At 42.2% G+C, this 26,084-nt stretch carries 23 protein-coding genes; 17 read left to right on the forward strand and 6 right to left on the reverse strand.

Translation table 11 applies throughout. The features are described from left to right. Window positions 1-226 precede the first annotated feature (226 nt). The 4 genes from ACEYW6_RS04390 (at window position 227) to ACEYW6_RS04405 (ending at window position 9,787) form a co-directional block, all read left to right on the forward strand. A complete protein-coding gene (locus ACEYW6_RS04390; RefSeq protein ID WP_412978767.1) occupies window positions 227-4,975 on the forward strand; it encodes a PfaB family protein in 4,749 nt (1,582 codons plus the stop codon). A 208-nt stretch (window positions 4,976-5,183) separates the two neighbouring features. Next, entirely contained in the window at window positions 5,184-6,860 is a 1,677-nt protein-coding gene (locus ACEYW6_RS04395; protein ID WP_412978768.1) for a PfaD family polyunsaturated fatty acid/polyketide biosynthesis protein, read from the forward strand. A gap of 2 nt (window positions 6,861-6,862) precedes the next feature. After that, window positions 6,863-8,377: a thioester reductase domain-containing protein gene (locus ACEYW6_RS04400; protein WP_412978769.1), complete on the forward strand. Its 1,515-nt coding sequence runs from the start codon at window positions 6,863-6,865 to the stop codon at window positions 8,375-8,377. A 606-nt stretch (window positions 8,378-8,983) separates the two neighbouring features. Continuing rightward, the gene (locus tag ACEYW6_RS04405; RefSeq protein WP_412978770.1) at window positions 8,984-9,787 is read left to right on the forward strand and encodes an SDR family NAD(P)-dependent oxidoreductase; all 804 of its coding nucleotides are present in this window, start codon (window positions 8,984-8,986) and stop codon (window positions 9,785-9,787) included. Between the two features lie 38 nt (window positions 9,788-9,825). Here ACEYW6_RS04405 and hetI read toward each other — a convergent pair whose 3' ends face one another. Beyond that, window positions 9,826-10,545 carry a 4'-phosphopantetheinyl transferase HetI gene (gene hetI, locus ACEYW6_RS04410; protein ID WP_412978771.1) on the reverse strand — a complete coding sequence of 240 codons (720 nt, stop codon included), beginning with the start codon at window positions 10,543-10,545 and terminating at the stop codon, window positions 9,826-9,828. A gap of 651 nt (window positions 10,546-11,196) precedes the next feature. Here hetI and ACEYW6_RS04415 point away from each other — a divergent pair. Beyond that, window positions 11,197-11,364 carry a hypothetical protein gene (locus ACEYW6_RS04415; protein WP_190893192.1) on the forward strand — a complete coding sequence of 56 codons (168 nt, stop codon included), beginning with the start codon at window positions 11,197-11,199 and terminating at the stop codon, window positions 11,362-11,364. Window positions 11,365-11,455: 91 nt separating this feature from the next. Here ACEYW6_RS04415 and ACEYW6_RS04420 read toward each other — a convergent pair whose 3' ends face one another. Continuing rightward, window positions 11,456-12,520: a YheT family hydrolase gene (locus tag ACEYW6_RS04420; RefSeq protein ID WP_412978772.1), complete on the reverse strand. Its 1,065-nt coding sequence runs from the start codon at window positions 12,518-12,520 to the stop codon at window positions 11,456-11,458. Between the two features lie 157 nt (window positions 12,521-12,677). Between ACEYW6_RS04420 and ACEYW6_RS04425 the strand changes: the two genes are divergently transcribed. From ACEYW6_RS04425 to ACEYW6_RS04475, 11 genes are all read left to right on the forward strand, one after another. After that, window positions 12,678-13,421: a response regulator transcription factor gene (locus ACEYW6_RS04425; RefSeq protein WP_190893187.1), complete on the forward strand. Its 744-nt coding sequence runs from the start codon at window positions 12,678-12,680 to the stop codon at window positions 13,419-13,421. A gap of 965 nt (window positions 13,422-14,386) precedes the next feature. Continuing rightward, entirely contained in the window at window positions 14,387-16,084 is a 1,698-nt protein-coding gene (locus ACEYW6_RS04430; RefSeq protein ID WP_412978773.1) for a SulP family inorganic anion transporter, read from the forward strand. 107 nt (window positions 16,085-16,191) lie between these two features. After that, window positions 16,192-17,607 (forward strand): cation:proton antiporter, encoded by a 1,416-nt coding sequence (locus tag ACEYW6_RS04435; protein ID WP_412978774.1) that lies wholly within the window; start codon window positions 16,192-16,194, stop codon window positions 17,605-17,607. Window positions 17,608-17,856: 249 nt separating this feature from the next. Beyond that, the gene (locus ACEYW6_RS04440; RefSeq protein ID WP_196510694.1) at window positions 17,857-18,192 is read left to right on the forward strand and encodes a cation:proton antiporter subunit C; all 336 of its coding nucleotides are present in this window, start codon (window positions 17,857-17,859) and stop codon (window positions 18,190-18,192) included. Next, window positions 18,189-19,628, forward strand: a complete 1,440-nt coding sequence (locus tag ACEYW6_RS04445; protein WP_412978775.1) for a cation:proton antiporter — start codon at window positions 18,189-18,191, stop codon at window positions 19,626-19,628. Before ACEYW6_RS04440 ends, ACEYW6_RS04445 begins: the two co-directional genes overlap by 4 nt. After that, window positions 19,613-20,002 carry a Na+/H+ antiporter subunit E gene (locus tag ACEYW6_RS04450; protein ID WP_196510663.1) on the forward strand — a complete coding sequence of 130 codons (390 nt, stop codon included), beginning with the start codon at window positions 19,613-19,615 and terminating at the stop codon, window positions 20,000-20,002. The genes ACEYW6_RS04445 and ACEYW6_RS04450 overlap by 16 nt, the downstream gene beginning before the upstream one ends. After that, window positions 19,999-20,265, forward strand: a complete 267-nt coding sequence (locus ACEYW6_RS04455; RefSeq protein ID WP_181928936.1) for a hypothetical protein — start codon at window positions 19,999-20,001, stop codon at window positions 20,263-20,265. The genes ACEYW6_RS04450 and ACEYW6_RS04455 overlap by 4 nt, the downstream gene beginning before the upstream one ends. 3 nt (window positions 20,266-20,268) lie before the next feature. Beyond that, the gene (locus tag ACEYW6_RS04460) at window positions 20,269-20,547 is read left to right on the forward strand and encodes a monovalent cation/H(+) antiporter subunit G (RefSeq protein ID WP_196510662.1); all 279 of its coding nucleotides are present in this window, start codon (window positions 20,269-20,271) and stop codon (window positions 20,545-20,547) included. Then, window positions 20,540-21,100, forward strand: coding sequence for a DUF4040 domain-containing protein (locus tag ACEYW6_RS04465; protein ID WP_412978776.1), 561 nt, complete (start codon window positions 20,540-20,542; stop codon window positions 21,098-21,100). Before ACEYW6_RS04460 ends, ACEYW6_RS04465 begins: the two co-directional genes overlap by 8 nt. Next, window positions 21,097-21,759 (forward strand): Na(+)/H(+) antiporter subunit B, encoded by a 663-nt coding sequence (locus tag ACEYW6_RS04470; protein WP_412978777.1) that lies wholly within the window; start codon window positions 21,097-21,099, stop codon window positions 21,757-21,759. Before ACEYW6_RS04465 ends, ACEYW6_RS04470 begins: the two co-directional genes overlap by 4 nt. A 226-nt stretch (window positions 21,760-21,985) precedes the next feature. Continuing rightward, on the forward strand, window positions 21,986-22,309 hold the full coding sequence (locus ACEYW6_RS04475) for a thioredoxin family protein (RefSeq protein ID WP_190893174.1): 324 nt from the start codon (window positions 21,986-21,988) through the stop codon (window positions 22,307-22,309). Here the strand turns inward: ACEYW6_RS04475 and ACEYW6_RS04480 are convergent. After that, a complete protein-coding gene (locus ACEYW6_RS04480) occupies window positions 22,296-22,529 on the reverse strand; it encodes a hypothetical protein (protein WP_190893172.1) in 234 nt (77 codons plus the stop codon). The genes ACEYW6_RS04475 and ACEYW6_RS04480 overlap by 14 nt on opposite strands. A 97-nt stretch (window positions 22,530-22,626) precedes the next feature. Continuing rightward, window positions 22,627-24,477, reverse strand: a complete 1,851-nt coding sequence (locus ACEYW6_RS04485; protein ID WP_412978778.1) for a S8 family peptidase — start codon at window positions 24,475-24,477, stop codon at window positions 22,627-22,629. Between the two features lie 113 nt (window positions 24,478-24,590). Here ACEYW6_RS04485 and ACEYW6_RS04490 point away from each other — a divergent pair, with 113 nt between their 5' ends. Then, window positions 24,591-25,025 (forward strand): hypothetical protein, encoded by a 435-nt coding sequence (locus tag ACEYW6_RS04490; RefSeq protein WP_190893167.1) that lies wholly within the window; start codon window positions 24,591-24,593, stop codon window positions 25,023-25,025. A 19-nt stretch (window positions 25,026-25,044) separates the two neighbouring features. Here the strand turns inward: ACEYW6_RS04490 and ACEYW6_RS04495 are convergent, their stop codons facing one another. Both ACEYW6_RS04495 and ACEYW6_RS04500 read right to left on the reverse strand, forming a co-directional pair. Further along, window positions 25,045-25,269 (reverse strand): hypothetical protein, encoded by a 225-nt coding sequence (locus tag ACEYW6_RS04495; protein WP_412978779.1) that lies wholly within the window; start codon window positions 25,267-25,269, stop codon window positions 25,045-25,047. A 145-nt stretch (window positions 25,270-25,414) separates the two neighbouring features. Continuing rightward, window positions 25,415-26,084 (reverse strand): calcium-binding protein (locus ACEYW6_RS04500; RefSeq protein WP_412978780.1); only part of this gene is annotated, 670 nt, incomplete at its 5' end.

Below are 26,084 nucleotides of genomic sequence, written 5' to 3' on the forward strand. Positions count from 1 at the left end.
TTGAGGGTTGAATTTTAAACGCAAAGGGGCGCAAAGGTAAACGCAAAGGTTCGCAGAGAGTTCGCTAGATATCTTGTACTAAGTACTAAAGTCTTTACTGCAAACTATCAAAGCTAGCTTAATCTTAGGATTGCTATAACTTGCCTCGTTTAAAGTTTGGGGAACAGCGTAAATCCTGCCTTTTAATTATCTCTTGCTAAATACCCAAACTCGGAGCATATAAATCGTGGAAAAAATAGCCATCATCGCATTATCATGCCTATTCCCCGATGCAAAGAATCCTGAAGAATACTGGCAAAACATCGTTAATCAAAAAGATTCGACATCCTCTGCAACCGTCGAAGAAATCGGAGTAGATCCGACAATCTTTCACAATCCAGTTAAAGGTACACCAGACAAAACTTATTCACTCAAAGGCGGGTACATCCGCGAGTTCCAGTTTAATCCATCTGAATACAATCTACCATCAGAATTTGTTGATAGCTTAGATAACACCTTCAAATGGTCATTGTATGCCGCTAAACAAGCAATTGAACAAAGTGGTTATTGGGGTAATCAAACTGTTTTGGCAAAATGCGGCGTAATTTTAGGTAATTTATCATTCCCAACAAAATTATCTAATCAATTATTCTCTCCAATTTACCAGCAAGCTATTAATCCTGCTGTCAGAGAACTTTTGCAGTATGAAGACTTTAATTTAGCTGTCCCAAGTGCTACCAAAGCATCTTTATACAATGCGATGATATCTGGTTTACCAGCATCTATCGTAGCTCAAGCTTTATCTCTATCCCAGATTAATTTATGTCTGGATGCTGCTTGTTCGTCATCATTTTATGCGATTAAACTAGCATCTCATTACTTATGGTCACACAAAGCTGATGTCATGTTAGCTGGAGCCATAAGTTGTGCAGATTCTTTATTCGTGCGGATGTTATTTTCCGGTGTTCAAGGGTATGCAGAAAACGGCATCAGTCGTCCCTTAGATAAGTCATCTAGAGGGCTAATTCCCGCCGATGGTGTTGGGATGGTAATGCTGAAAAGATATTCTGATGCCGTCAGAGATGGCGATAATATTCTCGCCACTATCTGCGGTAATGGACTATCGAATGATGGTAAAGGTAAGCACTTACTCAGCCCTAATCCTAAAGGACAAACCTTAGCTTTTGAACGAGCCTATAATGAGGCGAATTTTAGTCCAAAAAGCATCGATTATCTAGAGTGTCATGCCACCGGCACATTACTGGGAGATACAACCGAATTCAACTCCATAGAAACATTCTTTGGTCAAAATCAAGCTGCGCCTCTGGTAGGTTCTGCCAAAGCAAATACAGGTCACTTGCTAACTGCTGCTGGCATGGTTGGCTTGACTAAAGTGATTTTGAGTATGTCTCATGGTGTAATTCCAGCAACCATGAATGTTTCTGAACCTTTAACTTCAGAAAAAGGTACAATTTCTGCCGACAAAATTGTTAGGACAGCTACAGCATGGACTAATAATAATGCACCAATTAAACGGGCAGCTATTAGCGCTTTTGGTTTTGGCGGCACTAATTCTCATCTGATTTTAGAACAAGGAACTACAGCAGAATCTGTTGAATCAATTCCACCTGTTCCACCTACCAAAGTTGCTATTGTTGGCATGGATGCCTTTTTTGGTAACTGCAATGGCTTAGATGCTTTTGAACGCAGTATTTATGATGGAACACAACATTTTACTTCCTTACCGCCTCAAAGATGGCATGGGATAGAAAATCAAGAAAGTGTCCTGAAAGAGTACGGTTTAACAGACGGGAAAGCACCAGTAGGGGCATATATCAAGGATTTTGAAATCGATACTTTATCGTGCAAAATTCCACCGAATGAGATAGAGAAGTTAAACCCACAACAATTGTTGCTTTTGAAAGTTAGCGATCGCGCCGTCAAAGATGCGAAACTACAGGAGGGTGGCAATGTAGCTGTAATTGTCGCCGCCGAGACAGAATTCTCTGTGCATCAGCTACAGCAAAGATGGAATCTATCTTGGCAAGTTAAGGATGGCTTACTCAACCAAGGAATTTCTCTACCTGCCCAACAGCTTTCCCAACTAGAAACCATTGTCAAAGATAGCATTCACCAACCAGTAGAAATCGGCGAATATGTGAGTCACATCGCCAACATCATGGCGAGTCGGATTTCGGCTTTGTGGAATTTCACTGGCCCTGCATTCACCGTCAGCGCTGGTGAAAATTCCGCCCTCAAAGCGTTGGAAGTTGCCCAAATGCTACTTGCTACGGGAGAAGTAGACGCGGTGGTTGTGGGTGCGGTAGATTTAGCCGGTGGCGTGGAAAATGTCTTATTCCGCAGCCAATTTGCACCAATTAATACGGGTGTCAATACGTTGGGTTATGACCAACAAGCTAACGGCTGGACGGTTGGCGAAGGTGCGGGTGCAGTTGTTCTCAAGCGCTACGAAGCTGCTAAAGAAGATAATGAACGCATCTATGCAGTAATTGATGCCATGAGTTTTGCACAAGGTAATTCTACTTTGAGTGATGCTTTGGTAAAACCTGATGCTTCAGCTATCAGCAATGTCTGCAAACAAGCTTTCGAGATGGCGGAGATTCAACCCACAGAGGTTAACTATGTGGAAGTCTTCGGTAGTGGCGTTCCCCAGGAGGATGAAGCCGAAATCACAGGTTTACTGCAAGCTTATCCGAAAGTGGGCAATGGTTTGCATTGTGCATTAGGCAGCGTCAAAGCCAATATCGGCCACACCTATACAGCATCGGGAATTGCTAGCTTAATCAAAACCGCTCTCTGTCTTTATTACAGGTATATTCCCGCCACACCAAAATGGTCTGGTGTCAAAACACCGCAAGTATGGGAAGGTAGCCCTTTCTATGTGGCAATGGAATCAAGACCTTGGTTTGTCGATAAAGGCGGTACACGCAGAATAGCAGCAATTAATAGCATGGGTATAGATGGCAGTTACGCCCATTTAATCTTATCGGAAGAACCCAGCCAAGAGGAGCGCGACAACAGATATTTGCAACAAATGCCTTTTCATCTGTTCCCCATCGCAGTTAGCGATCGCTCCACTATACCCGATATCCTAAACCATCTCCAAAAATCTATCGAAGCTAGTTCTTCTTTATCAGCTACCGCCAGCGAGACATTTGCTAAGTTTAAGCAGCAATCTAATCCAAAATACGTCTTATCAATCACAGGACGTAACACAAAAGATTTACTCAAAGAAATTGAATCTGCCCGCAAAGGTGTAAATAATGCCTTTGAAAACGGCACAGATTGGCAAACACCTTTAGGAAGTTATTTCACAGCAAAACCATTGGGTAAAACTGGAGCAGTTGCTTATGTTTACCCCGCAGCAGTCAATTCTTATATTGGCATTGGTCGTACCGTCTTCCGGTTATTTCCGAAAGTCTTCGAGGATTTAAAAAGTAACAATCTTTACAACCGAGCAGCCGATGTTGAAAAACTAGTTTATCCCAGAAGCTTACCTAAATTAACAACGAGGCAACTAGAAACACTCGAAAAGCAATTGTTAGATGATTCACTGGCAATGTTTGAAAGCGAAATTGCCTTTGCTAGATACATGACGGCAATTTTCCGAGATGATTTTAAAGTCAAGCCGCAATCTGTATTTGGGTATAGCTTGGGTGAAACTAGTATGATGGTTGCCCAAGGGGTTTGGAGTGATTTTGAGGGCGGAAGTAACACCTTAAACTCATCACCTTTATTTGGCGAAAAGTTATCTGGGCCGAAAAATGCTGTGCGTGAATATTGGGGATTAACAGATTCACCAAACAACAATCTTTGGAATACCTATGTTCTCATGGCTACTCCATCTCAAGTTAGAGAATGCTTGAAACATGAGAATCGCGTCTACTTAACTCAAATCAACACACCAGAAGAAGTATTAATTGCTGGTGAGGATGCAGCCTGTAAGCGAGTGATTGAAACTCTAGGTTGCAACGCCTTCCCCGCTCCCTTCGACCATGTGATACATTGTGAAGCGATGCGATCGCAGTACGAGGAAATCAAGAAGGTAAACAGCTTACCATCACAAAATCTGCCCGGTATTGTGTTTTATTCAGCCGCCGATTATCAACCAATTGCACTTGATAGCGATACCATTGCCCACAACATCGCCAAAGGATTGTGCCAAGAACTTGATTTTCCGCAATTAGTAAATCGTGTCTATGGTGATGGAGTCAAAATATTTCTAGAAGCAGGCGCAGGTAATGTCTGTTCACGATGGATTGATAAAATTCTCGGCAACAAAGAACATATCACAGTTTCTCTAAATCGTAGAGGGATGGATGACCATGCTGCAATGGTCAAAGCATTAGCAAAACTACTCAGTCATCAAGTGAACGTGGATTTATCACCACTGTATGGCAAAGCTCAAGAAACTGCTAATTCCAATAAAGCAACATTGAGAACAGTTACCTTGGGTGGGAAAGCGATCGCAGCTACAATTTTGAGCGAAGAAAATCGTAAACTTGTTGAAGATTTTGCTGGGGATCTTAGGAGCGATCGCTTCAAAATACAGCATCTAGATATACCTAATGTGCAACAATCTGAAATCACAGATTTTCTTAACACTCCCAACCAAATAACCCAACAAGAAAGTCATTACCCTAACATCTTGCCTCAGCATGAAGAAGTAAAACCGAAAAATATCATTGATAACGTTTTTGAAACGAGAGAACAATTACAATCTTCTGAGTCAAGCGCAATTAAACAGCCAATTTCTCTTTCTTCCCCGCCAGTCATAACTCGAAAAATTAGTAGCATCATCAGCATGTTCGATTTAAATAAGACCCAGTATCAAAAGCTCAATGCTAATAATTCAAAGATAACTAAAGCACACACTGCCTTCTTACAAGCTAGACAAGATTACAGTCAGCAAATGAGCGAAATCATTCAATTGCAACTAGCTTGCGCCCAAAACTTGCTTAACGACGAATCTTAATATCTCATACCAATTCTCTCTCAACTTTCTCTTCCTTCTCTTCGAGACGCTGCGCGAACGCGGTTCGTTTAAAAATTATTACGTGCATCTCCCAGAGAATTGGTATTACTCTCTTACTCTGTGCCCTCTGCGCCTCTGCGGTTCGTTAACAGAGTCTACACCCTTCAACTTTAATCATCCATTGTTTGTAATCCGAGGGATAACTACCGTGACAACCGTAGATACGGTACTAAGTAAACACGATAATGGTCTTAACTTCTCCACTTGGTCTCATAACAAAAACCAGGTTTGGAAAGGTTCTTTAGAAACTGTATCTTTCGAGAAACAAACCATCAAAGATAAATTGATGGTGTTAAATAAACCCTGCTACATCGTGAAAGTTGCCGGAAAAATCGGTGTCACAAATGAGGGGTATTTATGCCCTGGTGATAATGGCACAACAGCACAAGTAGAACTGCTAACATTTGCAGCCCCAATCTGCATTCAACAGTTTGGAGATCCGAATTTTCTCTCCTCTCATGGAGTGAAATATGCCTACGTTACCGGCGCAATGGCTGGCGGAATTGCTTCCGAAGAAATGGTCATTGCACTCGGAAAAGAACAAATTTTGAGTTCCTTTGGTGCAGGTGGTTTAACTCCAGAACGTTTGGAAGCAGCCATAAATCGCATTCAACAAGCTTTACCTCAAGGGCCTTATGCATTTAATTTAATTCACAGTCCGAATGAACCTGCGATTGAACGCCGGGCTGTGGATTTATACCTCAAATATCAAGTGAGAACAGTAGAAGCATCTGCATTCCTCGACTTGACCCCCAATATTGTTTATTACCGTGTTGCTGGATTGGGGTTGAATAGCGCCAATCAAATTGAAATCAAAAATAAAGTCATTGCCAAAATTTCTCGCCGAGAAGTTGCTACTAAATTTCTGCAACCAGCACCAGCTAGAATACTCAAAGAACTTCTGCAACAAGGGTTAATTACTGAGCTACAAGCAACTCTTGCAACTAAAGTTCCGATGGCTGATGATATTACCGTCGAAGCTGATTCTGGAGGTCATACAGATAACCGTCCCCTGGTTTGTTTGCTGCCTTCTGTTATTGCCTTGCGGGATGAAATTCAAGCACAATATCATTACCAAACACCCATTAGAATCGGCGTTGCAGGGGGAATTGGTACACCACAATCAGCATTAGCAGCTTTCATGATGGGTGCTGCTTATATAATGACCGGCTCAATCAATCAATCATGCGTTGAATCTGGGGCTTGTGAACATACCAAAAAGTTATTAGCCCAAGCAGAAATGGCTGATATGATAATGGCTCCAGCAGCAGATATGTTTGAAATGGGAGTTAAATTGCAAGTTCTCAAACGGGGTACAATGTTCCCCATGCGAGCGCAGAAATTATTTGAACTCTATCGCGCTTATGATTCCATTGAAAGCATCCCTCTTGCAGAAAGAGAGAAATTAGAAAAACAAGTTTTTCGTAAAACTATTGCCGAAGTATGGGAAGGAACTGCGGCTTATTTGTCCCAAAAGAATCCTGAAAAACTTGGGAAAGCAGTCAATAATCCTAAACTGAAAATGGCGTTGATTTTCCGCTGGTATCTAGGATTATCTTCTCGCTGGTCTAGTTCTGGTGAAAAAGGTAGAGAAGTCGATTATCAAATTTGGTGTGGCCCGGCAATGGGCGGTTTCAATGACTGGGTACGCGGTTCTTACCTGTCTGAACCAAATAATCGTGGTGTAGTTGATGTTGCTAATCAAATTATGACTGGTGCAGCCTTTTTGTACCGTGTTCAAAATTTGAAAATTCAAGGGCTGCAAGCTTCCGATTATTACAGTCAATATCACCCTGTTCGTTCTACATCATTGTTGGAGATTTAAAAATGACTATAAAACAGTCTTTCACAGCAGACGATATTCAAATATTTTTGGTATCTAACTTAGCTAAGTTGCTAGGAGTTGCAACTGATGAAATAGATGTCAAAGAACATTTAGAAAACTATGGGTTGGATTCAGCCCAAGCAATGATTCTAGTAAGTAACTTAGAAAAGTTGCTAGGATTTCAACCATCTCCATTGCTACTGTGGCATTACCCAAACATTGAAGCTCTTTCACAGCGTTTAGCAGAAGAAGTGCAAGATGGTTCGCCAGTTCAAGATACAAAGGTAGTAGCCTCTAATGCCAACACTCCACCCTCTGTTCTAGATTTAGGTGCTGAGGCTGTTCTTGACCCCACCATCCATCCCGGCGCTGCATCTAATGTACTTGTGGGTGAACCCAAGAACATCTTTTTAACTGGAGGAACAGGCTTTTTAGGAGCCTTTATTATCCGGGAATTGCTACAAGAAACCAATGCGGATATCTATTGCTTAGTGCGTGCTGCTAATGCTGAAGAAGGCAAAAGCAAACTCCAAAAAAATCTGGAACAGTATGCCATTTGGCAGGAAGAATTTAACTCCAGAATTATTCCGATTGTCGGCGATTTATCTCAACCATTGTTAGGTATTGGTTCGGAACAGTTTCAAATTTTAGCTGCCAATATTGATACTATATATCATAGTGCTGCTTTGTTGAATTATGTTTTCCCATACTCAGCACTAAAAGCAGCCAATGTTTTAGGCACTCAAGAAGTTTTGAGATTAGCTTGTCAAGTTAAAGTCAAGCCTGTGCATTACGTTTCTAGTGTTGCTGTTTTTGAATCCACTGCTTATGCTGGCAAGGTTGTCAAAGAACAGGATGAATTCAATCATTGGGAAGGTATTTATCTTGGTTATTCACAAACTAAATGGGTAGCTGAAAAGCTAGTCAAAATTGCTCGTGACCGTGGACTTCCTGTAACTATCCACAGACCACCACTAATTTCTGGTGATAGCAAAACAGGCATTTGTAACACACATGACTTTATTAATTTGATGACCAAGGGCTGTCTGCAAATGGGATATTTCCCTGATGTAGATTATATGTTGGATATGTCACCTGTGGACTATGTAAGTAAAGCGATCGTTTATCTATCACGCCAAAAAGAATCCATAGGTAAAGCTTTCAATTTACAACATCCCCAACCCGCCGCTTTGAAAATGCTAGTTGAGTGGATACGCTCTTTTGGTTATTCAGTTGAGATGATTCCTTACGAAAAATGGCAATCAGAGTTAATCAATAATGTCACTTCTGCTGACAATCCTTTATACACTCTGCGACCATTTTTGCTGGAACGTTGGTCTGATGAACAACTGACTATTCCTGATTTGTACTTGCAAGCTAGAAGACCTCATATTAGCTGCCAAGATACTCTCCATGCACTAGCAGGTAGTTCTATTGCTTGTCCTCCAATTGACTCTCAATTGTTTATGACCTATACCGCCTACTTGATTCAAAGCGGCTTCTTGAATCTCGCTTAGGAATTCACAAATTGCGTAGGATGTGTTAGGAACGAACGCATCATCTCGGATACTTTCGATGCGTTATTGCTTCTGTAACACAACGCCAGTTGCTACAACGGAGGGAACCTCCGCAACGCACTGGCTCCCCTACAAAATAATTTTATTTATTCCATGTTTTTTAAAACTCAGTACTACTAAATAGCCAATATTTCAGATGCCAGCAACAACTAATACACTAACAGCGGCAATATAATTGCCCTGTTTTTTTATGCTCAATCATGTAAATTTTTAGTATTCAACCCTTGACAGAAGCAATTGAGGATAGAATGGTTAATGTCGGGCATAAAAGGTTGATTTTACCCGCTGGCTTTTGTGAGTGATCAAAAGCCAAATGCTAGCAGTCTGAAATAACCGAACTCCTTTAAGGCCTAACTTCTCCGATGCATAAGTCCTAAATTTGCGTTTGGACTGCTACATCTATCCAATGCATCACATAAGCATTTGAAATGGTAATAACTCAAGATGTTTCTTGTAGGTTGAGATATTACGCGTACTTAATTGTAGAACAAGAACCACTGTAAATGCAACGCAGCTTCATCAAGTTGAATTCACCAACATTCTTACATGAACACAACACATCAAAGACAGAGCAAGCAAACTGCTCTTATTACTGGCGCAGCCGGTGGAATTGGCTACGAATTAGCCTGTATTTTTGCTGCTCATGATTACAATCTAGTCTTAGTAGACAGAAACGGGCCAAAGCTAGTAGAAATTGCAGCCAAATTCCAAGAAAAATTTGGAATTTTTGTCAAAACTATTGTTAAAGATTTATCTATATCAACTGCTCCTGAAGAAATTTTCACGGAGTTGCAACTCGCCGATATTAATGTTGATGTGCTGGTAAATAATGCCGGATTTGGTATCTATGGATTATTTCATGAAACAGACCTAGCTACTGAACTGGAAATGCTACAGGTAAATTTGGTGTGTCTCACCCATTTAACTAAGCTATTCCTAAAGCACATGGTCAACCAAGGTGAAGGTAAGATATTAAACGTCTCCTCGGCTGCTGCTTTTCAACCAGGGCCTTTGATGGCGGTTTATTTTGCTACTAAAGCCTATATCTTATCGTTTTCAGAAGCGATCGCTAATGAATTAGAAGGTACTGGTGTCACTGTGACAGTTCTTTGCCCAGGCTCAACCGCATCTGCCTTTCATGAAAGAACCGGAATGGCAGACTCTAAGTTGCTCAAGGGTAAGAGGATGATGGATGCACAAACAGTAGCCGAAATTGGTTTTCGCGCCTTAATGAAGGGTCAAACCATTGTCATTCCTGGTTTACTCAATACAATACTTGCAAAAAGCGTCAGATTTGTACCTAGAAATCTCGTGACAAAAATTGTCAGAAATATGCAGGAAGATAAGTAGGGCATTGGGCATTGGGGAAGAATAACTAATGACTAGTATTAATACTGCCAACACTTCAAATCCCAGCCAGAATTCTCTACAGCAACAGCAGCAATATAATTGTTAGCAGGTACTAGTTCAAAAAGACTCCAGTCTTCAGATATCTGTAACTTGGCTGGTTCTGTGGGAGTCAACGACACTTCAATTTGCTCTAACTGAGATAGTCCGTCTCCAGTTGCTTTTAAATAAGCTTCCTTACAAGTCCAGTAACGGAAAAATACCTCTTGCTGTTGGTTGGGAGATTGCGATCGCAACATCTCATATTCTCTCGGTAAAAAAAACCGTTTGGCAAGAGCTTCTAAATCAGACATCGGGCGAATATATTCTAGGTCTACACCAATAGGGCGAGTGCAATTCACCGCACACAAACCCAAACCTTGAGAATGAGACAAGTTAAACGCCAGTCTACTATCGGCAAATTTATCTGCTAATACTGGTTTGCCGCGCTGTTGATAATTAAACTGCACTTGTAAGGGCTGGATACCCAAATAACGACTTAATATAGTTCGCAGAATACCACGACCTGCGATGAAACGCTGTCGATGTTCCTGAAAATAGAACCGTTCAGCACGAGCCGTTTCGTCACTGGAAAGAGTTGCTGCTAAATTTTGCAGTTGTGTTTCCGGTTGCTCAAGGTCTATGCGCCAGACATGAATCTCATCCGGTAGCAAAGTTAAATCCGTCGGTGCAGGTTGCCAAATATCATTAGAAGCGGTCATTGAGTCAAAAAATCAAGGGAGTTGTACTTTAATAGTTTGTTTAATTACGACGATTATTATGGTTGGATCTGGTTTGACGCTTTAGCATTACTATATACAACTGCGCCTGTTTTTCCTAGAATCTGCCATACGTGTTGTTAGATATTAAGTCTAGCTGTAAATATAAATACAGATAGCCGCGATTGCTTTTGCCAGCTAAATATTATAATTTACAGCGTATTTCAAGTAAATGAAGTACATGGGTAGGGGCACAACATGTTGTGCCCCTACGATTATCTGTAACTCACCTTGGCGTAGCCTCTGTCTGCGACACGCTGCGCATTTGCGTAGCATCCCGCAGGGAACGTAGAGAAGTTGCAATCTGCTGTATTACTCTAGGTGTACGCTCCTCAACTTTGCGTTAAATCCCCTGAGAGAGAATACTTTAAAACTCTTGACAGAGAATCGCAAATTTTATTTTGGCTACAACATTAGCTATTACAGCATTGCTCAAAGGAACTACGAACAATGTCTGCAAGGGTTCTGAAGTAGATATATCTTCAGTAATAAATAATTTTTATCAGAAAGTGTTAAATCTGGAACAAAAAACCCTTGCCAAAGCTTGTTAAAAACCTATTACAACTACTTTTTTGTAGAACATAGTGAGGATGAATGATTCTTAATTTGGAGTACTTTGCCTTTTTTATACTGCTACTAGCAGCGCTGCTATTAGCAATTAGGCAAATGAGCGTTGCTTTGGATGAGTTAGATATTGCGCGTTTTACTCTCTGGACAGGTATTGCTTCTGTTATTGCTGGTTTACCAATGATATTGTGGTAGCTTTTGGGTCAATGCCATCCTCTCTATTTTGGGCTTCCAAGCAATACGACTCCATCCGTCGAGTATCCTAGCAGCTAGAATATCATCTGGCCTACTGTGTTCGTTGTTGCTCTAACCATTGTAAAACCCGATTCCATGCCCACCAAGGGTCAGAATCTTGTACTTGGCGCTGGCACTCTTTACTACTCAAATAGCCAACATGTCCGCCGTATTGAGTGAGTAACAAATCTATTGCGGAATTGCGATCGCAAGCTTCTTCTAATTCTGGTATGATGGCTGGGTCAAAAAGTGGGTCATCAGCAGCATATAAAATCAAAGTCGGTTTTGAGATTTGCGGCAATATTTGCAAAGCGCTACTAGCCTGGTAATATGCCTCCACAGAAGAAAAACCTAGCCGGTTAATTACCAGTTCATTATCAAAACCCCAAATACTGTTCGCCCGTTCAATCGCCGCTGGGTCAAGGCTTCCAGGATGAGCATCATGGATTCGCCATGCCAGTTTTTTCAAATTCTGTGCAATTCCCGCTTCCAAATATCTGCCGAAGGGCTTTGTAACTAGATAAGATAGCGATCGCTCCGAATCCAAACTCGGACAAATCACCATACCACCGCCAATATCGCTATCTTCTAGCCCTAAATCTCCATACTCCCTAATCACCTCACCAGCCACCTTCACCGCCCATAGCGCCAATTGCCCTCCCAAAGAAAAACCTGTAAACCAAAATTTCCCCGGACATCCCATTGCCTTAGCAGCGGCGGCGATGCGAACAAAATCTTCCCCCTCATACAAACCATCAGAAGTCAGAGTCGGCGATAATTCGGCAGTTTTCCCGTGGGCCCGCCAATCAAATAACACCACAGCGTATCCTTGAGCATAGGCTTTACGCCCTAGTACTCTCAAAAACCATTCCGTTTTTAACTCTCCAGTAATGCCATAAGTGCCGATAATTGTGCTATGAGCATTTTCCGGGATGGCAACCAAGCCAAAAATTGGCACACCTTGGCCACCAACAAAGATTTTCTCGTGATAAGACGGTTCTGGGTCTTGAATAGTACTTTGCCAGTGACGTTTTCCCCACAGAGCGGTGTATACAGTCATCATCACACCGTTTTGTAAAAACCAAGACGGATTGTAGGGGGGAGCATAACACATCATAGACTATAAGATTTCGTGTAATTGAGTCTTGATTTCACAGTCATTTAATCTTAATATTTATGTAAGATTTAAAACCTTTTTCATAATCGATTCAAAAATCTTTGTATCTATCAAAGGTTGTTAATTATCCTTAATAAGTAGTAATAATTTTTTAAGAATGCCGAGGATTCTTGTCATAGACGATGACCCAGCGATTTCAGAACTAGTTGCCGTCAACTTGGAAATGGCTGGCTACGATGTTAGTCAAGCTGAAGACGGCATCAAAGGTCAAGCGCTGGCTCTCCAGCTACAACCAGACTTGATCATGCTCGATTTAATGTTGCCCAGAGTAGATGGGTTCACCGTTTGCCAACGCCTGCGCCGTGACGATCGCACCTCTGAGATTCCCGTGTTAATGTTGACGGCTTTGAGCCAAACTCAGGACAAGGTGGAAGGCTTCAATGCTGGCGCAGATGACTACCTCACCAAGCCTTTTGAAGTTGAAGAACTGCTGGCGCGGGTGCGGGCACTTTTGCGGCGTACTGACCGCATTCCCCAAGCAGCAAAGCATAGTGAAATTTTGAACTATGGCTCACTTACCCTAGTTCCCGAAAGATTTGAGGCAATATGGTTCAATGAGACGGTGAAATTGACTCACTTGGAATTTGAGCTACTTCACTGCTTACTACAACGCCACGGTCAAACAGTTTCTCCCAGCGAAATCCTCAGAGAAGTTTGGGGCTACGATCCTGATGACGACATTGAAACGATTCGAGTCCATATTCGCCACTTGAGAACCAAGCTAGAACCAGATCCCCGCCACCCCCGCTATATCAAAACAGTGTATGGCGCTGGATACTGTCTTGAGTTACCCGGTATCCCTCCAGCAAGCGAGGGAGTTTCCACAACACTGGTTGAATAAAATCACGCTAAATTCCCTTAAACTTTGCCATGACTTAGGCAAGAACTCCAGAAACTCTTATTCCTTACCGTTTAGTTAAGGTTATTTGTGGAATTTACTGGTGTGTAGAGATGTTGCAATGCAACGTCTCTACAAAAGTAATCGACAGGAAAATTATTTTAAGGGTTTTAAACTAAGATTATTCTCAACAGGTTCAAATTAATGACAAAAAGTGATAAGAGAATAGGGTTTTAAGATAGGGATATAGTAAGCGATCGCGGGCGGGCAGGTAGTTAAACACTAAATATGCAGATTTAGTGGGTGTGCAAAACGCTCTTGATTCAGACGTTCGCGGACTCGCTTTCTCGTGTCTCTATCCGCCATTCAGACTCCAATTCATGCCCAATTCTAACTTCTGAATTCTTTCTGATAAAGTATTTCAAGATAAATCAAATCCTTTTATGAGCAAGGGTTTTACCCATATTTATAGGGAAGTTTAATAGTCATTAGCTTACTTGTGAGTTGTATATTCTGGTCAAAAAGCTTTTGAAATAAAATTTAATATAAAATTTACATATTTTATTGATTATTGCAATCAAAGTCAGTCAACAAGTATAGCCTTTTATCTATGAAAGCAATTTAATATTTATTTAATCTTTAGGGTTGTGAATAAGCAAAACTGGCAGATAACGCTGTAAGCTATTGTTAATCTCATTAAACTTAGCAATCAATAAAACTTGCAATTTATGTAAGTTTTTCCAGTCAAATTTTTGAACTGTCTTTGACCTAAGCCTTATCTATTGGGGATTTGTATTCAGCAAATTGCCATATAGAAAGGCACTATAGTCTCTTGCTTTGCAAAGAATTAAAGTTTTCTTAGCCTAATTTTTCATGGCAACAAAACATAAAACTTACTCAAAGTAGCTGGCCATTTTTACAACCCAAATTTATTTTGCTGTTTTTGTAACCAAAACTAAAAACCCAGTATGTCATTGACTAATACTATCCATTTTAGAAACTTACGAGGCGATTTATTCGGTGGTTTAACTGCTGCGATCGTTTCGTTGCCCCTAGCGCTGGCATTCGGTGTCGCTTCCGGTGCTGGGCCTGTAGCTGGTCTTTATGGTGCAGTTTGCGTCGGCTTTTTCGCAGCCTTATTTGGTGGGACACCAACTCTAATTTCTGAGCCAACGGGGCCAATGACCGTGGTTATGACTGCAATTGTCAGTTCCATGACCGCAGCTAACCCCGAAAACGGCTTGGCAATGGCATTTACCGTAGTCATGCTAGCGGGAATATTTCAAATCTTCTTTGGAATATTTAAGTTGGGTAAATACATTACCCTCATGCCTTACAGCGTGATTTCTGGCTTTATGTCTGGGATTGGGGTAATTCTGATTATTTTGCAGATTGCTCCTTTTGTCGGACAGCCAAATCCTAAAGGTGGCGTACTGGGGATGGTGCAAAATCTGCCTCAGTTATTGACTCAGATTAATCCTGCTGAAACAGCTTTGGGCTTGCTGACGCTGGCAATTATTTTCTTCATGCCATCCAAAATCAAGCGCTTTGCTCCTCCGCAGCTAGTAGCATTAATTATCGGAACTATAGTTTCTTTAACCATCTTCGGCGGTACGGATATCAGACGAATTGGGGAAATTCCTGTAGGACTGCCCACATTACAAATGCCTACCTTCACTGCATCCCAAATGACAATCATGATTGTTGATGGGGCAATGTTGGGGATGTTGGGTTGTATTGATACTCTACTAACGGCAGTAATTGCAGACAGTTTGACCCGCACTGAACACAAATCTGACAAAGAATTGATTGGTCAAGGTATCGGTAACTTAGTATCTGGCTTGTGTGGTGGGCTACCTGGGGCTGGTGCCACGATGGGAACGGTAGTTAATATCCAAACTGGTGCTAGAACAGCTGTCTCTGGTTTAACTCGCGCATTAATTTTGTTAGTTGTAGTTTTGTGGGCTGCGAGTATCACTCAACCTATCCCAATGGCAGTGTTGGCTGGTATTGCTCTCAAGGTCGGGGTTGACATTCTGGACTGGAGCTTCTTGAAACGCGCTCATAAGGTGTCGCTGAAAGGCACAATCATCATGTACGGTGTGTTGTTTTTAACCGTATTTGTTGACTTAATTGTTGCCGTTGGCGTGGGAGTGTTTATTGCTAATATCTTAACTATCGATCGCCTCTCTGAATTACAATCTCAGGAAGTGAAGACAATTAGCGATGCCGATGATGCAATTGTCTTAAATGACGAAGAGAAAAAATGGCTTGATCTAGCTAATGGACGTGTCCTGCTATTTTACCTGAGCGGGCCGATGATTTTTGGAGTATCCAAAGCGATCGCTCGTGAGCATTCAGCAATGGCAGACTCTGATGTGTTGATTATGGATTTGACAGATGTACCAATGTTGGGTGTGACTGCATCTTTGGCAATTGAAAACGCTATCAAAGATGCTAGTGAACAAGGTCGTAATGTGTTAATTGTTGGTGCAACCAGCAAAGTCAAAAAGCGCTTAGAAAAGTTTGGCATTTCGAGGTTTGTACCAGAGCATCATATGTTTGTAGATCGTATAGATGCACTTAAACAAGCCGTTGCTTTAGTTAATCCTCATGCAAGTTCTGCTAATACCTCTGGACTTAGTAACTACACTGACACCTATTAATAATTCGTAGTTCGTAATTCGTAATTCGTAATTTAATTATTAATTACGAATTACGAGCTAGAAATTATGAATTATTTTGGAATTAATCAGCAACACAAATAGAAAACATGATTCTTTCAGAACCAATAGTTAATTCATTTGCCTGGTTGAATTTTTTCCCTGCGGGTTTACCATCCTTTTTACTAGCAACAACTAACGAGGCGGAATATGCTCCTATTGTGCTGACTGGAGTATTGCTAAGTTTAGTAGTAATTTATCTAGCTAGTAAAATTGGTGGCGAATTATTTAGAATGATGGACTTGCCCCCTGTATTAGGAGAATTAGTTGGTGGGGTGCTTGTGGGTGCTTCTGCTCTCCATTTGGTAGTGTTTCCCGACAGTGGAGCAACTGGTAGCGACTCCATTATCATGACTATCCTGCAATTCATTAACAACCTCAGTCCTGATGCAGTCACATCAATCTTTCAAAGCCAGAGCGAAGTTGTTTCTGTGCTTGCCGAACTAGGTGTGATCATTCTATTATTTGAAATTGGTCTAGAATCAGACTTAAAAGAATTACAGAAAGTCGGTTATCAAGCAACAGTTGTTGCTTGTGTTGGGGTAGCTGTTCCTTTTGCGGCTGGCACGGCGGGGCTGATTTTATTGTTTCATGCGCCAGTAATTCCAGCGATTTTTGCAGGTGCAGCGCTGACAGCTACTAGTATTGGGATTACCTCAAAAGTTTTGTCAGAAATTGGCCAGTTAAAATCTCGTGAAGGTCAAATTATTGTCGGTGCTGCTGTCATTGATGACATTTTAGGTATTATCGTGTTGGCAGTGGTTGCGAGTCTTGCCAAAACTGGCGAGGTTGATATTTTCAACGTCATTTATCTGATTGTCAGCGCTACAGTCTTTCTCATTGGCTCGATTTTATTAGGTAAATATTTCAATCAGAGTTTTGTTGCCATTGCTGATAAATTGCAAACGCGAGGAAACTTAATTATCCCAGCATTTATCTTTGCCTTTTTCATGGCTTTTTTGGGTAATGCCATTCATTTAGAAGCTATCTTAGGCGCATTTGCGGCTGGCTTAGTTTTGGATGAAACGGATAAACGCAAAGAGCTAGATGAGCAGGTTAAACCCGTTGCTGATATCCTAGTACCAGTTTTCTTTGTGACAGTTGGTGCGAAAGTTGATTTAAGCGTTCTTAATCCTTTAGTTCCAGGAAATCGAGAAGGATTAATTATTGCTACCTTTTTAATTGCGATCGCAATTATCGGTAAAGTTGTCACAGGCTGGTCGGTTTTTGGTCAACCTGGAATTAATCGGTTAGCGGTTGGTGTGGGGATGATTCCCCGTGGCGAAGTTGGGTTAGTGTTTGCCGCCATTGGTGCAGCTAGTGGTACCCTTGATAAACCATTGCAAGCTGCGATCGTTATTATGGTGATTTTGACAACCTTCTTAGCACCACCTTTATTGCGGTTTGCATTTAAACAATCGCCAGCAGAAAAAGAATCTTTAGAAGAAGCCAATTTAATAGGCTAGTTACTTTTACCTTTAGAGGTTGTTTGAAAAGTTTTGTGATTTTAGGTACTTATTGATCCCCCCTAACCCCCCTTCAAAAAGGGGGAACCGGAATCAAAGTCCTCCAATTTATTGGAGGATTTAGGAGGATCTAAAGATTTTGATACATCAGCCACCACTTTTAAAACATCCTCTTAAACACAAAATAGGTAAAAGAGACGAATTTTATTTTCTCTTTTACCTTCAACCTTTATCCAACAGGCAATTCCCGTGTTAGAAGCGTGCATATTCGCAACAGTATTGTGCGGATTTTTCGGCATCATTCTTAAAAAGAACCTTGTGATGAAAATCATCTCTATGGATGTCATGAGTACAGGGGTTATCGCCTATTACGTGCTGATTGCATCACGAGGTGGCTTGTTCACACCAATTGTTTCCAACGTCAAAAATGTCAGATACGCCGATCCAGTTCCGCAGGCGGTTATATTGACGGCGATTGTGATCGGATTTTCGATTCAGGCGTTAATGCTAGTCGGCGTTATGAAGTTGGCACGAGATAATCCGACTTTGGAAAGCAACGAAATCGAGAAGAATAACACGCCATGAGTAACATTACGATCGCATGGATTGCACTACCATTTTTTTTGGGGTTCGTCATTTATTTGCTCCCAAAGGTTGACAAATATCTCGCTCTGTGCATGGCTTTTGCTTCCGCAGGATATGGCATGCAGCTATTTGTCACTCAATCGCCACTGACACTACAGTTACTAGATAATTTTGGCGTTATTTTAACAGTCGATCAATTAAGCGGCTACTTTATCTTAACTAATGCGCTGGTGACGGCAGCAGTCATCCTCTACTGTTGGCACAGCGATAAAACAGCTTTTTTTTACGCACAACTGATCATTTTGCATGGTAGTGTCAATGCCGCGTTTGTTTGTTCAGATTTAATCAGTTTATACGTGGCGTTAGAGGTAAGTGGTATTGCCGCGTTTCTCTTAATTGCCTATCCTCGAACTGACCGCTCGATTTGGGTTGGCTTACGTTATCTGTTTATCAGCAACGTGGCAATGCTTTTTTATCTGGTTGGTGCGGTGTTGGTCTATCAGGCGGATCATTCCTTTAGTTTTGCAGGTTTGCGCGTAGCACCTCCAGAGGCGCTTGCCCTGATTTTTTTAGGACTCTTGACAAAAGGAGGGATTTTTGTATCGGGATTATGGTTGCCGTTGACTCACTCTGAATCGGAAACGCCAGTATCGGCGATGCTGTCGGGAGTTGTAGTAAAAGCAGGTGTCTATCCATTAGTGCGGTGTGCGCTGATGGTGGAAGAGGTTGACCCAATAGTAAGAATTTTCGGAGTTGGCACGGCGCTTCTAGGAGTTTTCTATGCAGTCTTTGAAAAGGATACCAAGCGGATGCTGGCGTTTCATACAGTTTCGCAGTTAGGTTTTATCCTCGCCGCGCCGTCCGTGGGTGGTTTTTATGCGCTGACACACGGACTGGTCAAATCAGCGCTTTTTCTAATCGCCGGGGCTTTACCGAGTCGAAACTTTAAGGAACTGCAACATCAGCCGATCGCTACCCCAATCTGGATCGCCTTGGTGATAGCCAGCTTTTCGATATCAGGCTTCCCGTTGTTATCCGGTTTTGGGGCAAAGGTGTTGACAACAAAGAATTTACTGCCTTGGCAAGCGATCGCTATGAATATTGCAGCCCTCGGAACAGCAATATCCTTTGCTAAATTTATATTTCTACCGCGTGGGGGAAAAGCCGATGTAAAGCCTGGTTTCTGGGCAGCTATGATTCTGTTAATCGGTGGGCTGTTCCTAGCTAATATTGCCTATTACGAGGCGTACACCGTTGCGAATATCATCAAACCCCTCGCAACCATCGGCGTTGGATGGTTAGCATACTTGCTAATTTTTAAACACTCAATACTCAAGCTACCGCGTGTTCTTGAAGAATTTGATCATCTGATCGGTGTAATGAGTCTGATTTTAATCCTGCTGTTCTGGAAGGGATTTGCATGGTTGGGCATCTAAATTTTATATTGCGACTGACTATCTGGTTTTTGCTCACTGCCGATTTCAGTGTGGCAAATATCATCATTGGCGTAAGCATCGCACTCCTATTACCTGGTGGTCGTACAGCTAGGCAATCATTAAAAGATTGGCTACGTGTGCTGGGTGAGATCATAGTGGCGATTCCGCAGGCGTATATTGAGGCATTTGAAATCATCCTCCGCCCGCATAACCACGAAGAGATAACGATGGAACAAGTCAAACCACGACGGACACCAGGGCTGATATTCCTGGATATATTCTTGATCACCTTTACACCAAAAACCATTGTTTTGAAATATCACGAAGCAGGCTGGTATGAAGTCCATCGAGTGCGACAGAGGAAAAAGACATGATCCTGAATCTGGCATTGATTGCAATGATTCTGACACTGCTCATCCCCATGTATGAGGCATGGCAAGATGATGATATTTGGCAAAAAATGCTGGCATTTGCCAGTGCTGCAACCAAATGTTCAATCATGATCCTGGTTGTATCTGTCTTGCGCGACGATTGGATGATTGGTGTTGTCGGAGTAATCATCTTGAGCGTGGGCAATGCCGGATTGATGTTGTTGGCACATGTCCTCAAAAGAATGAATGATTTAGCGAATGAGTAATATATGATTAACGTGCTTAGTTATACCTGCATAGGTTTAGGAATCTTCTTTTGGTTTTGGGGAACCTTTCCCTTGCTTGGCGATCGCTCAGTGTTATTCAAGCTGCATAGTCTTTCGGTTGCAGATACGCTCGGATCAATGAGTATTATCGTCGGGCTGCTCTTGAAGATACCCAGTGAATGGCCGTTGCTCGTCCTTGCCATAATCTCTTTAGCCATCTGGAATACAGTGCTGGGGTATGTGTTGGCTTACTGTTCTAGTAGCGAGGGTAGTCATGAATGATAGCTATATATATGTGATCATTGCCCTGCTGCCGTTGGCTGCTTGTATGCTGGTATTTCAAGTCAATCCATACCATGCGCTGGTAATTCGCGGCATCTTGGGAGCGATCGCAGCATTGGTATATACGGTTTTGGGGGCACCGGATGTTGCTTTGACCGAAGCCTTAGTGGGTACTATGCTGGCAATTACTCTCAATGCGATCGCAGTGCGCTCATCCTTGGTAATGCGTCTTGGCATACTCAAAGAAGAGGCAGATAACAATCACCATTTTGCGAAACTGATGGATGAGTTCCGCACAATTTTTAGCAAACGCTATATGCGTCTTGAACTAGTGACCTACACGAATACCCAGTCTTTGCACCGGGCGCTGATGGAAAAAGAAGTCCATGCGATCTGTGCCCGACCGAAACAAAGCGATCAAGACGAAAAGCAACCTTATCACACCAAAACTAGAATCCAACGCATCTACGACATCATGCAAACCGAACTTTCGTCACCAGAAACAATCTTGGACTATGTAAATACACCAAATTCAGGGGAGGAGCATAGATGAAATGGGCCTACATTGCGGCGGGCATAGCGCTCTACATCAAATTCCTGATCATGCCCAATTCAGCACCAGAAATACCAGATTTCTCTATCGTAGATTCGATTGTCAAAGATGGTGGCATACCAAATGCGGTTACAGTGATCATTCTCAGGAATCGTTTATATGACACTATCTTCGAGGTAGTGGTATTTACGATCGCGATCATGGGAGCTAGTTTTCTGCTGGCAAATGAAAGACCGTCTTGCACAATCTATCGTTTCACCGATCAACCATCTATTGTGCTGGCGCGTCTGGGTGCAACCATTGCCTCGTTGGTAAGTATCGAACTAGCTATTCGGGGACATCTCAGCCCGGGCGGTGGTTTTGCAGCCGGGGTGTCGGGTGGAACGGCGATCGGTCTGATTGCAATTACCTCTTCACCGGAGTGGATGCAAGGAATCTACCAACGCTGGCACGCCGCTACATGGGAGAAAGTTTCGGTTTTGGTTTTCATTGTACTGGCAGTTATAACTCTGGCTGGAATAGAGTTACCGCATGGTGAGTTGGGCGCACTTGTCAGTGGGGGCGTTATCCCCTTGCTCAATATTCTAGTTGCAGTCAAAGTTGCGTTAGGTTCGTGGGCGGTGATTTTAGTTTTTATTCGTTATCGGGGATTGTTGTGAGAGAGGAAGACTCTGCGTACCTCTGCGCTTACCTCAGGGGGAACGCATTTCATTTCTTCCTATTAATTGATAACCTTTCTAAAATTATCTCGTCCCAAAGTGCATCCCTGCTAAAAAACCTTAGAGAAAAAATATTAAATCAGGGTTTCAGCCTTAAGTTCTATATGGTAGTATTTCATGGCATTATGTTAATAAACTTTATCTAAAAGCAAAGAGTCTCCAACCCATGAGTTTAGCTGTAATTAAATTCTCTTCAGAAGAATGCGGCATCTGTCACAAAATGTCTTTTTATGACAAAAAGGTGGCAGAAGAACTGGGTTTAGAATTTATCGATGTAAAAATGCAGGATACGGCTGCTTACCGTAAGTATCGCAAGATTTTATTAACCCAGTATCCCGATAAATCAGAAATGGGATGGCCTACTTACATCATCTGCAATTCTCCAGAAGGGGAATTTCAGATTGTGGGTGAGGTAAAAGGAGGTCATCCCAAAGGGGAGTTTAGAACCCGTCTTCAAGAGGTTCTGGATTCCACAGCTAATCAGAACTAATTACCTCAAAAGATTTGACCTCTAGGGCAGGGCCAATCATGGCAGTTGTCATGATATCTTCACGCACCTGTCCTTTAACTTTTGCTTTTTGTCCGGCTTTGAGTAAGTCTTTGTCAGCCCCTCTGAGGATTTCGTAAGTAACGCCCTCTTCTGTGACTAACGCCCATGCGCCTGTGCCAATATCACGATGTTGGATTGTACCTGTAATTGTAATGCTCATAAACAGTGCTGAGTGCTGAGTGCTGAGTTGGGAGTTGGGAGTTGGGAGTTGGGAGTTAGGGGTTATAAAAATTCATTCCCCATGCCCCACTACCCATTTATGCTGTTTTTTCTTCGTTTTTTAATGCTAAACGAGCAAGTCCATAACAGATTATGGCATTCGCGATCAGGAAGAGGCGTGCTAAGTTACCACTTCCCAAACCCCAAACTGCTGGGTCGTAAAGCGCACTCACTGTCAAGCACGCTGCTACACCTAAGGTTGAACCAATGGCAAACCATTTCCAACTAGGATGTCCTAGCAGCAATGCCATTAAAACAATGGGAATCAGTACGCTAGCAAACAAGGGATTCAACGCATCAGTTCCCTGGAGGGTATTGCCTAGTTCGGGAATTGAACTGCCCAAAACCCGGAAAGGCCATTGAGGAAGATCAAAAATATAGATTCCCTTGAGGAAGAATAACCCAGAACTGCCGGCAATTAGTCCACTGGATAAAGACCAACTCCAAGCAAAGGGGAAGTAAACCCGTAAAAACCAAGCCAGCAGATAGGAACTAACTACCATTAAAATCTTGGGTAACAGTGCTACTGCACCACCATCAATCCAAAAGCCGGGGTTGAGATAGCCGTTATCTCTTAACCAGCGGAAGAAATCTGGAAAACTGATTTGCCCTCCAAAGGCTAGTTTGACTGCTGCTTCTGCATTGAGTTGTCCAGCGCCATAATAGTTCAAACCATCATCCTGGATAACTCGCGCCGATTGCTTAAGGACTTTTAAAACTTCATCTGGTTCTTTGATGCCAGCAGCTTTGATTAATGCCGCAACACCAGCAACGTGGGGAGAAGCCATACTTGTACCCTGGAAGCCCAGAAATACCCCTTCGCCCTTTTCGTCGATAGTTTCTTGGAGAATCTTACCAGCTTCACTACCACCAGGAGCAGAGATATCTACCCCAGCACCAAAGTTAGAATAGGGTGCTCTTTCGCCATCTGGGCCAATTGCCGAAACGCCGATTACGTTGGGATAGCGGGCTGGATAGCCTGCCCCATTGGCGTTTTCATTTCCTGCTGCGGCAATGATAACTACGCCTTTTCTATGAGCATAGTCGATCGCTTCTTTCATCAACTTGCTTTCACCGCTACCACCCAAGCTCATATTAATCACATCTGCACCTTTATCAGCAGCAAATTTAATTGCTTCGGCAATATCGGCAACAGTACCGCCACCATATGAACTGAGTACCTTCAGGGGCATCAAACTGGCTTCGTAGGCAATTCCAGCTACGCCATATTTATTATTTGTGGCTTGGGCAATAGTTCCGGCAACATGGGTACCGTGACCATTATCGTCTTTGGCTTCTTCTCGGTCGTTTACAAAATCATAGCCTTTGACGAATTTTGTCTCATACAAATCCCGAACTTTAGTAATCCCGGTGTCAATTACTGCAACTGTAATGCCACTGCCTTTGGTTTGACTCCATGCGCCTTCAATACCGATTTTGTGCAAGTTCCACTGCTTGCTGTAATATTGATCATTGGGGCCAGTTAATGAGGGGCTTGTCTCATCATCATCTTGGGGTCTTAAAAATTCACCTAACCAAGCTGCTTCACCGGGTTGTGGAATCTTCCTATAGATATAATTTGGTTCAATGAATTCTGTAGCTTGGACAAACTGAGATTTTTTCAGTTCTTGAAGTCGCTGGCGATCGCCTTTGACAATATAAACATTATCTTTTTTGGAAAACTTGTTGTCTAATTGGGGTGTAACGTTGTATTGTTTGGCGATCGCTTGCAAATTCTGTTCCACCACAATTGATGGAATATCTTCCCGAAAATCAAGCAAAATCGTCTCAAACTCTCCTTTAGCTGCCAATCCCTGGAAATTCAGGAAACCAAATATGGCAGATCCCAGCCCAATGACAAACAAGCACAATAATATAAGCTTTCTCATATTAACTCATCACCGCTTTTTGCCAGTTTGCTCACTACCATAACTTATCTCCATCCTTTAGTGGTGGATTTTGCACTTTTAGTTACAAGTTTCACTCAGGACTTTTTTAAACGATGGAACGTGGTCTTTTGTGGTTGCCCCTATTAGTAATGTTTTTCTGGTTGGCTTGGCAAGGCTCGAAGGAGTATCAAAAAGTTGAAGCCTATCGCGCTTGGGCAGAGCAATTTGAACGGGCTAAGTACGATATTTATTCAGTATTGGGTCAAAAAGGCAACAATTTAACTTGGGGAAAACCCACACCTAAAGGGCCTGTTAAACTAGAAACATTCTCTTTGCTTGATGTTAGGGAAATATATCTTTTAGTAGATGAAAAAAAAGTAGATTTAGAAAATATACCGGAGAAAGGTCGTTCTATAGAGTTAGAATTTCTATTTTCCGAATCTAGTGGTTCAGTGCGGGTTCCGTTTACAGAAATCCCTTTGGCAGCAGAATGGGGTAAGTTTTTGCAGGGGGCGTTAGAAAGTTTGCGATCGCAAGCGAATCAGTAGTTATATTAAATAAATCTGGCTAATTATCTATGGCAGTAGATATCATAATCAAAATATTTAATTGAAGATAGCGAAAAGTCCAAGATGTCATCAGCACATTAGCTGTGCGATCGTCGAAACCAGTTAAAGTATGAATTAAGAGCGATCGCGTAGTGAAGTTGAGCAACACTGGCGGTGAAGTCTGTTTTTTGGTGATTCTCCTTTTTTGTACTTTTACCAGACTAATGCCAGTTTTTGAACGCAACTCCTTGACAGGGATAGGGTGTAGAGAACGCTAGCAAAGAATTTAGTTGCTCAAGATTAAATCTTCTTTGTCTAGTTATTCCTCTACACCTTCTCCGTTAGCGCAGCCTCTCTTAGAGAAGAGACAGGGTTATCAAAAGACACAACTAAATAGTGATAAAAGTGGAAGGTTGAGCCGAAAGTATACTTGCAGTGACATTATCCAACATTGTCAACACTTGATTGTCAGAACTATTCATAATGAAGGCTTGACTTCCTTGTTGCTGTATCAACAATTGACCGAACTTGAGACCACCTGACAACACAAACTTGTCAGTACCTACTGCAAAGTCAGTAATGGAGTCCGTGCCCTGACCTAAAGCCAATACAAAGGTGTCAGCGCCATAACCCCCTGTAAGTACATCTTTGCCTGCGCCCCCATAAAGCCAGTCATTGCCTGCGCCCCCTAATAGTTGGTCATCACCGATACCACCAAATAGTGTATCGTTACCGTTATCACCCGAAAGCTTGTCATTGCCGCTATCACCATAGAGCAAGTCATTCCCATCATTTGCCCAGAGAGTATCGTTTCCGTCGCCTCCGAAAAGTTGGTCATTTCCTAGATTACCTATGATGGTATCTGCACCCCCAAAGCCATAAATCTTATTGGCTGGGGCATTGCCTTTTAAGTACTCAGAATTTGCAGTGCCATTGAGAAGATAAATTTCGGTAGCAAGAGGGGTTTTAACTGTGCCACTAATGGCAAAGTCAAAGGGGCTTTCGTCACTATCGTTGTTGGTCAAACTGAAACTGCCAGCATAGGTTCCAGGCGTAGGT

The sequence above is a fragment of the Nostoc sp. UIC 10607 genome (assembly GCF_047228265.1).
Classification (GTDB): Bacteria; Cyanobacteriota; Cyanobacteriia; order Cyanobacteriales; family Nostocaceae; genus Nostoc; species Nostoc foliaceum_A.

Coding starts and splice junctions, on each gene's coding strand:
- ACEYW6_RS04400 (WP_412978769.1), top strand. CDS start 6,863: ATGACTATAAAACAGTCTTTCACAGCAGACGATATTCAAATATTTTTG.
- ACEYW6_RS04405 (WP_412978770.1), top strand. CDS start 8,984: ATGAACACAACACATCAAAGACAGAGCAAGCAAACTGCTCTTATTACT.
- hetI (WP_412978771.1), bottom strand. CDS start 10,545: ATGACCGCTTCTAATGATATTTGGCAACCTGCACCGACGGATTTAACT.
- ACEYW6_RS04415 (WP_190893192.1), top strand. CDS start 11,197: ATGATTCTTAATTTGGAGTACTTTGCCTTTTTTATACTGCTACTAGCA.
- ACEYW6_RS04420 (WP_412978772.1), bottom strand. CDS start 12,520: ATGATGTGTTATGCTCCCCCCTACAATCCGTCTTGGTTTTTACAAAAC.
- ACEYW6_RS04425 (WP_190893187.1), top strand. CDS start 12,678: ATGCCGAGGATTCTTGTCATAGACGATGACCCAGCGATTTCAGAACTA.
- ACEYW6_RS04430 (WP_412978773.1), top strand. CDS start 14,387: ATGTCATTGACTAATACTATCCATTTTAGAAACTTACGAGGCGATTTA.
- ACEYW6_RS04435 (WP_412978774.1), top strand. CDS start 16,192: ATGATTCTTTCAGAACCAATAGTTAATTCATTTGCCTGGTTGAATTTT.
- ACEYW6_RS04445 (WP_412978775.1), top strand. CDS start 18,189: ATGAGTAACATTACGATCGCATGGATTGCACTACCATTTTTTTTGGGG.
- ACEYW6_RS04450 (WP_196510663.1), top strand. CDS start 19,613: ATGGTTGGGCATCTAAATTTTATATTGCGACTGACTATCTGGTTTTTG.
- ACEYW6_RS04455 (WP_181928936.1), top strand. CDS start 19,999: ATGATCCTGAATCTGGCATTGATTGCAATGATTCTGACACTGCTCATC.
- ACEYW6_RS04460 (WP_196510662.1), top strand. CDS start 20,269: ATGATTAACGTGCTTAGTTATACCTGCATAGGTTTAGGAATCTTCTTT.
- ACEYW6_RS04465 (WP_412978776.1), top strand. CDS start 20,540: ATGAATGATAGCTATATATATGTGATCATTGCCCTGCTGCCGTTGGCT.
- ACEYW6_RS04470 (WP_412978777.1), top strand. CDS start 21,097: ATGAAATGGGCCTACATTGCGGCGGGCATAGCGCTCTACATCAAATTC.
- ACEYW6_RS04475 (WP_190893174.1), top strand. CDS start 21,986: ATGAGTTTAGCTGTAATTAAATTCTCTTCAGAAGAATGCGGCATCTGT.
- ACEYW6_RS04480 (WP_190893172.1), bottom strand. CDS start 22,529: ATGAGCATTACAATTACAGGTACAATCCAACATCGTGATATTGGCACA.
- ACEYW6_RS04485 (WP_412978778.1), bottom strand. CDS start 24,477: ATGAGAAAGCTTATATTATTGTGCTTGTTTGTCATTGGGCTGGGATCT.
- ACEYW6_RS04490 (WP_190893167.1), top strand. CDS start 24,591: ATGGAACGTGGTCTTTTGTGGTTGCCCCTATTAGTAATGTTTTTCTGG.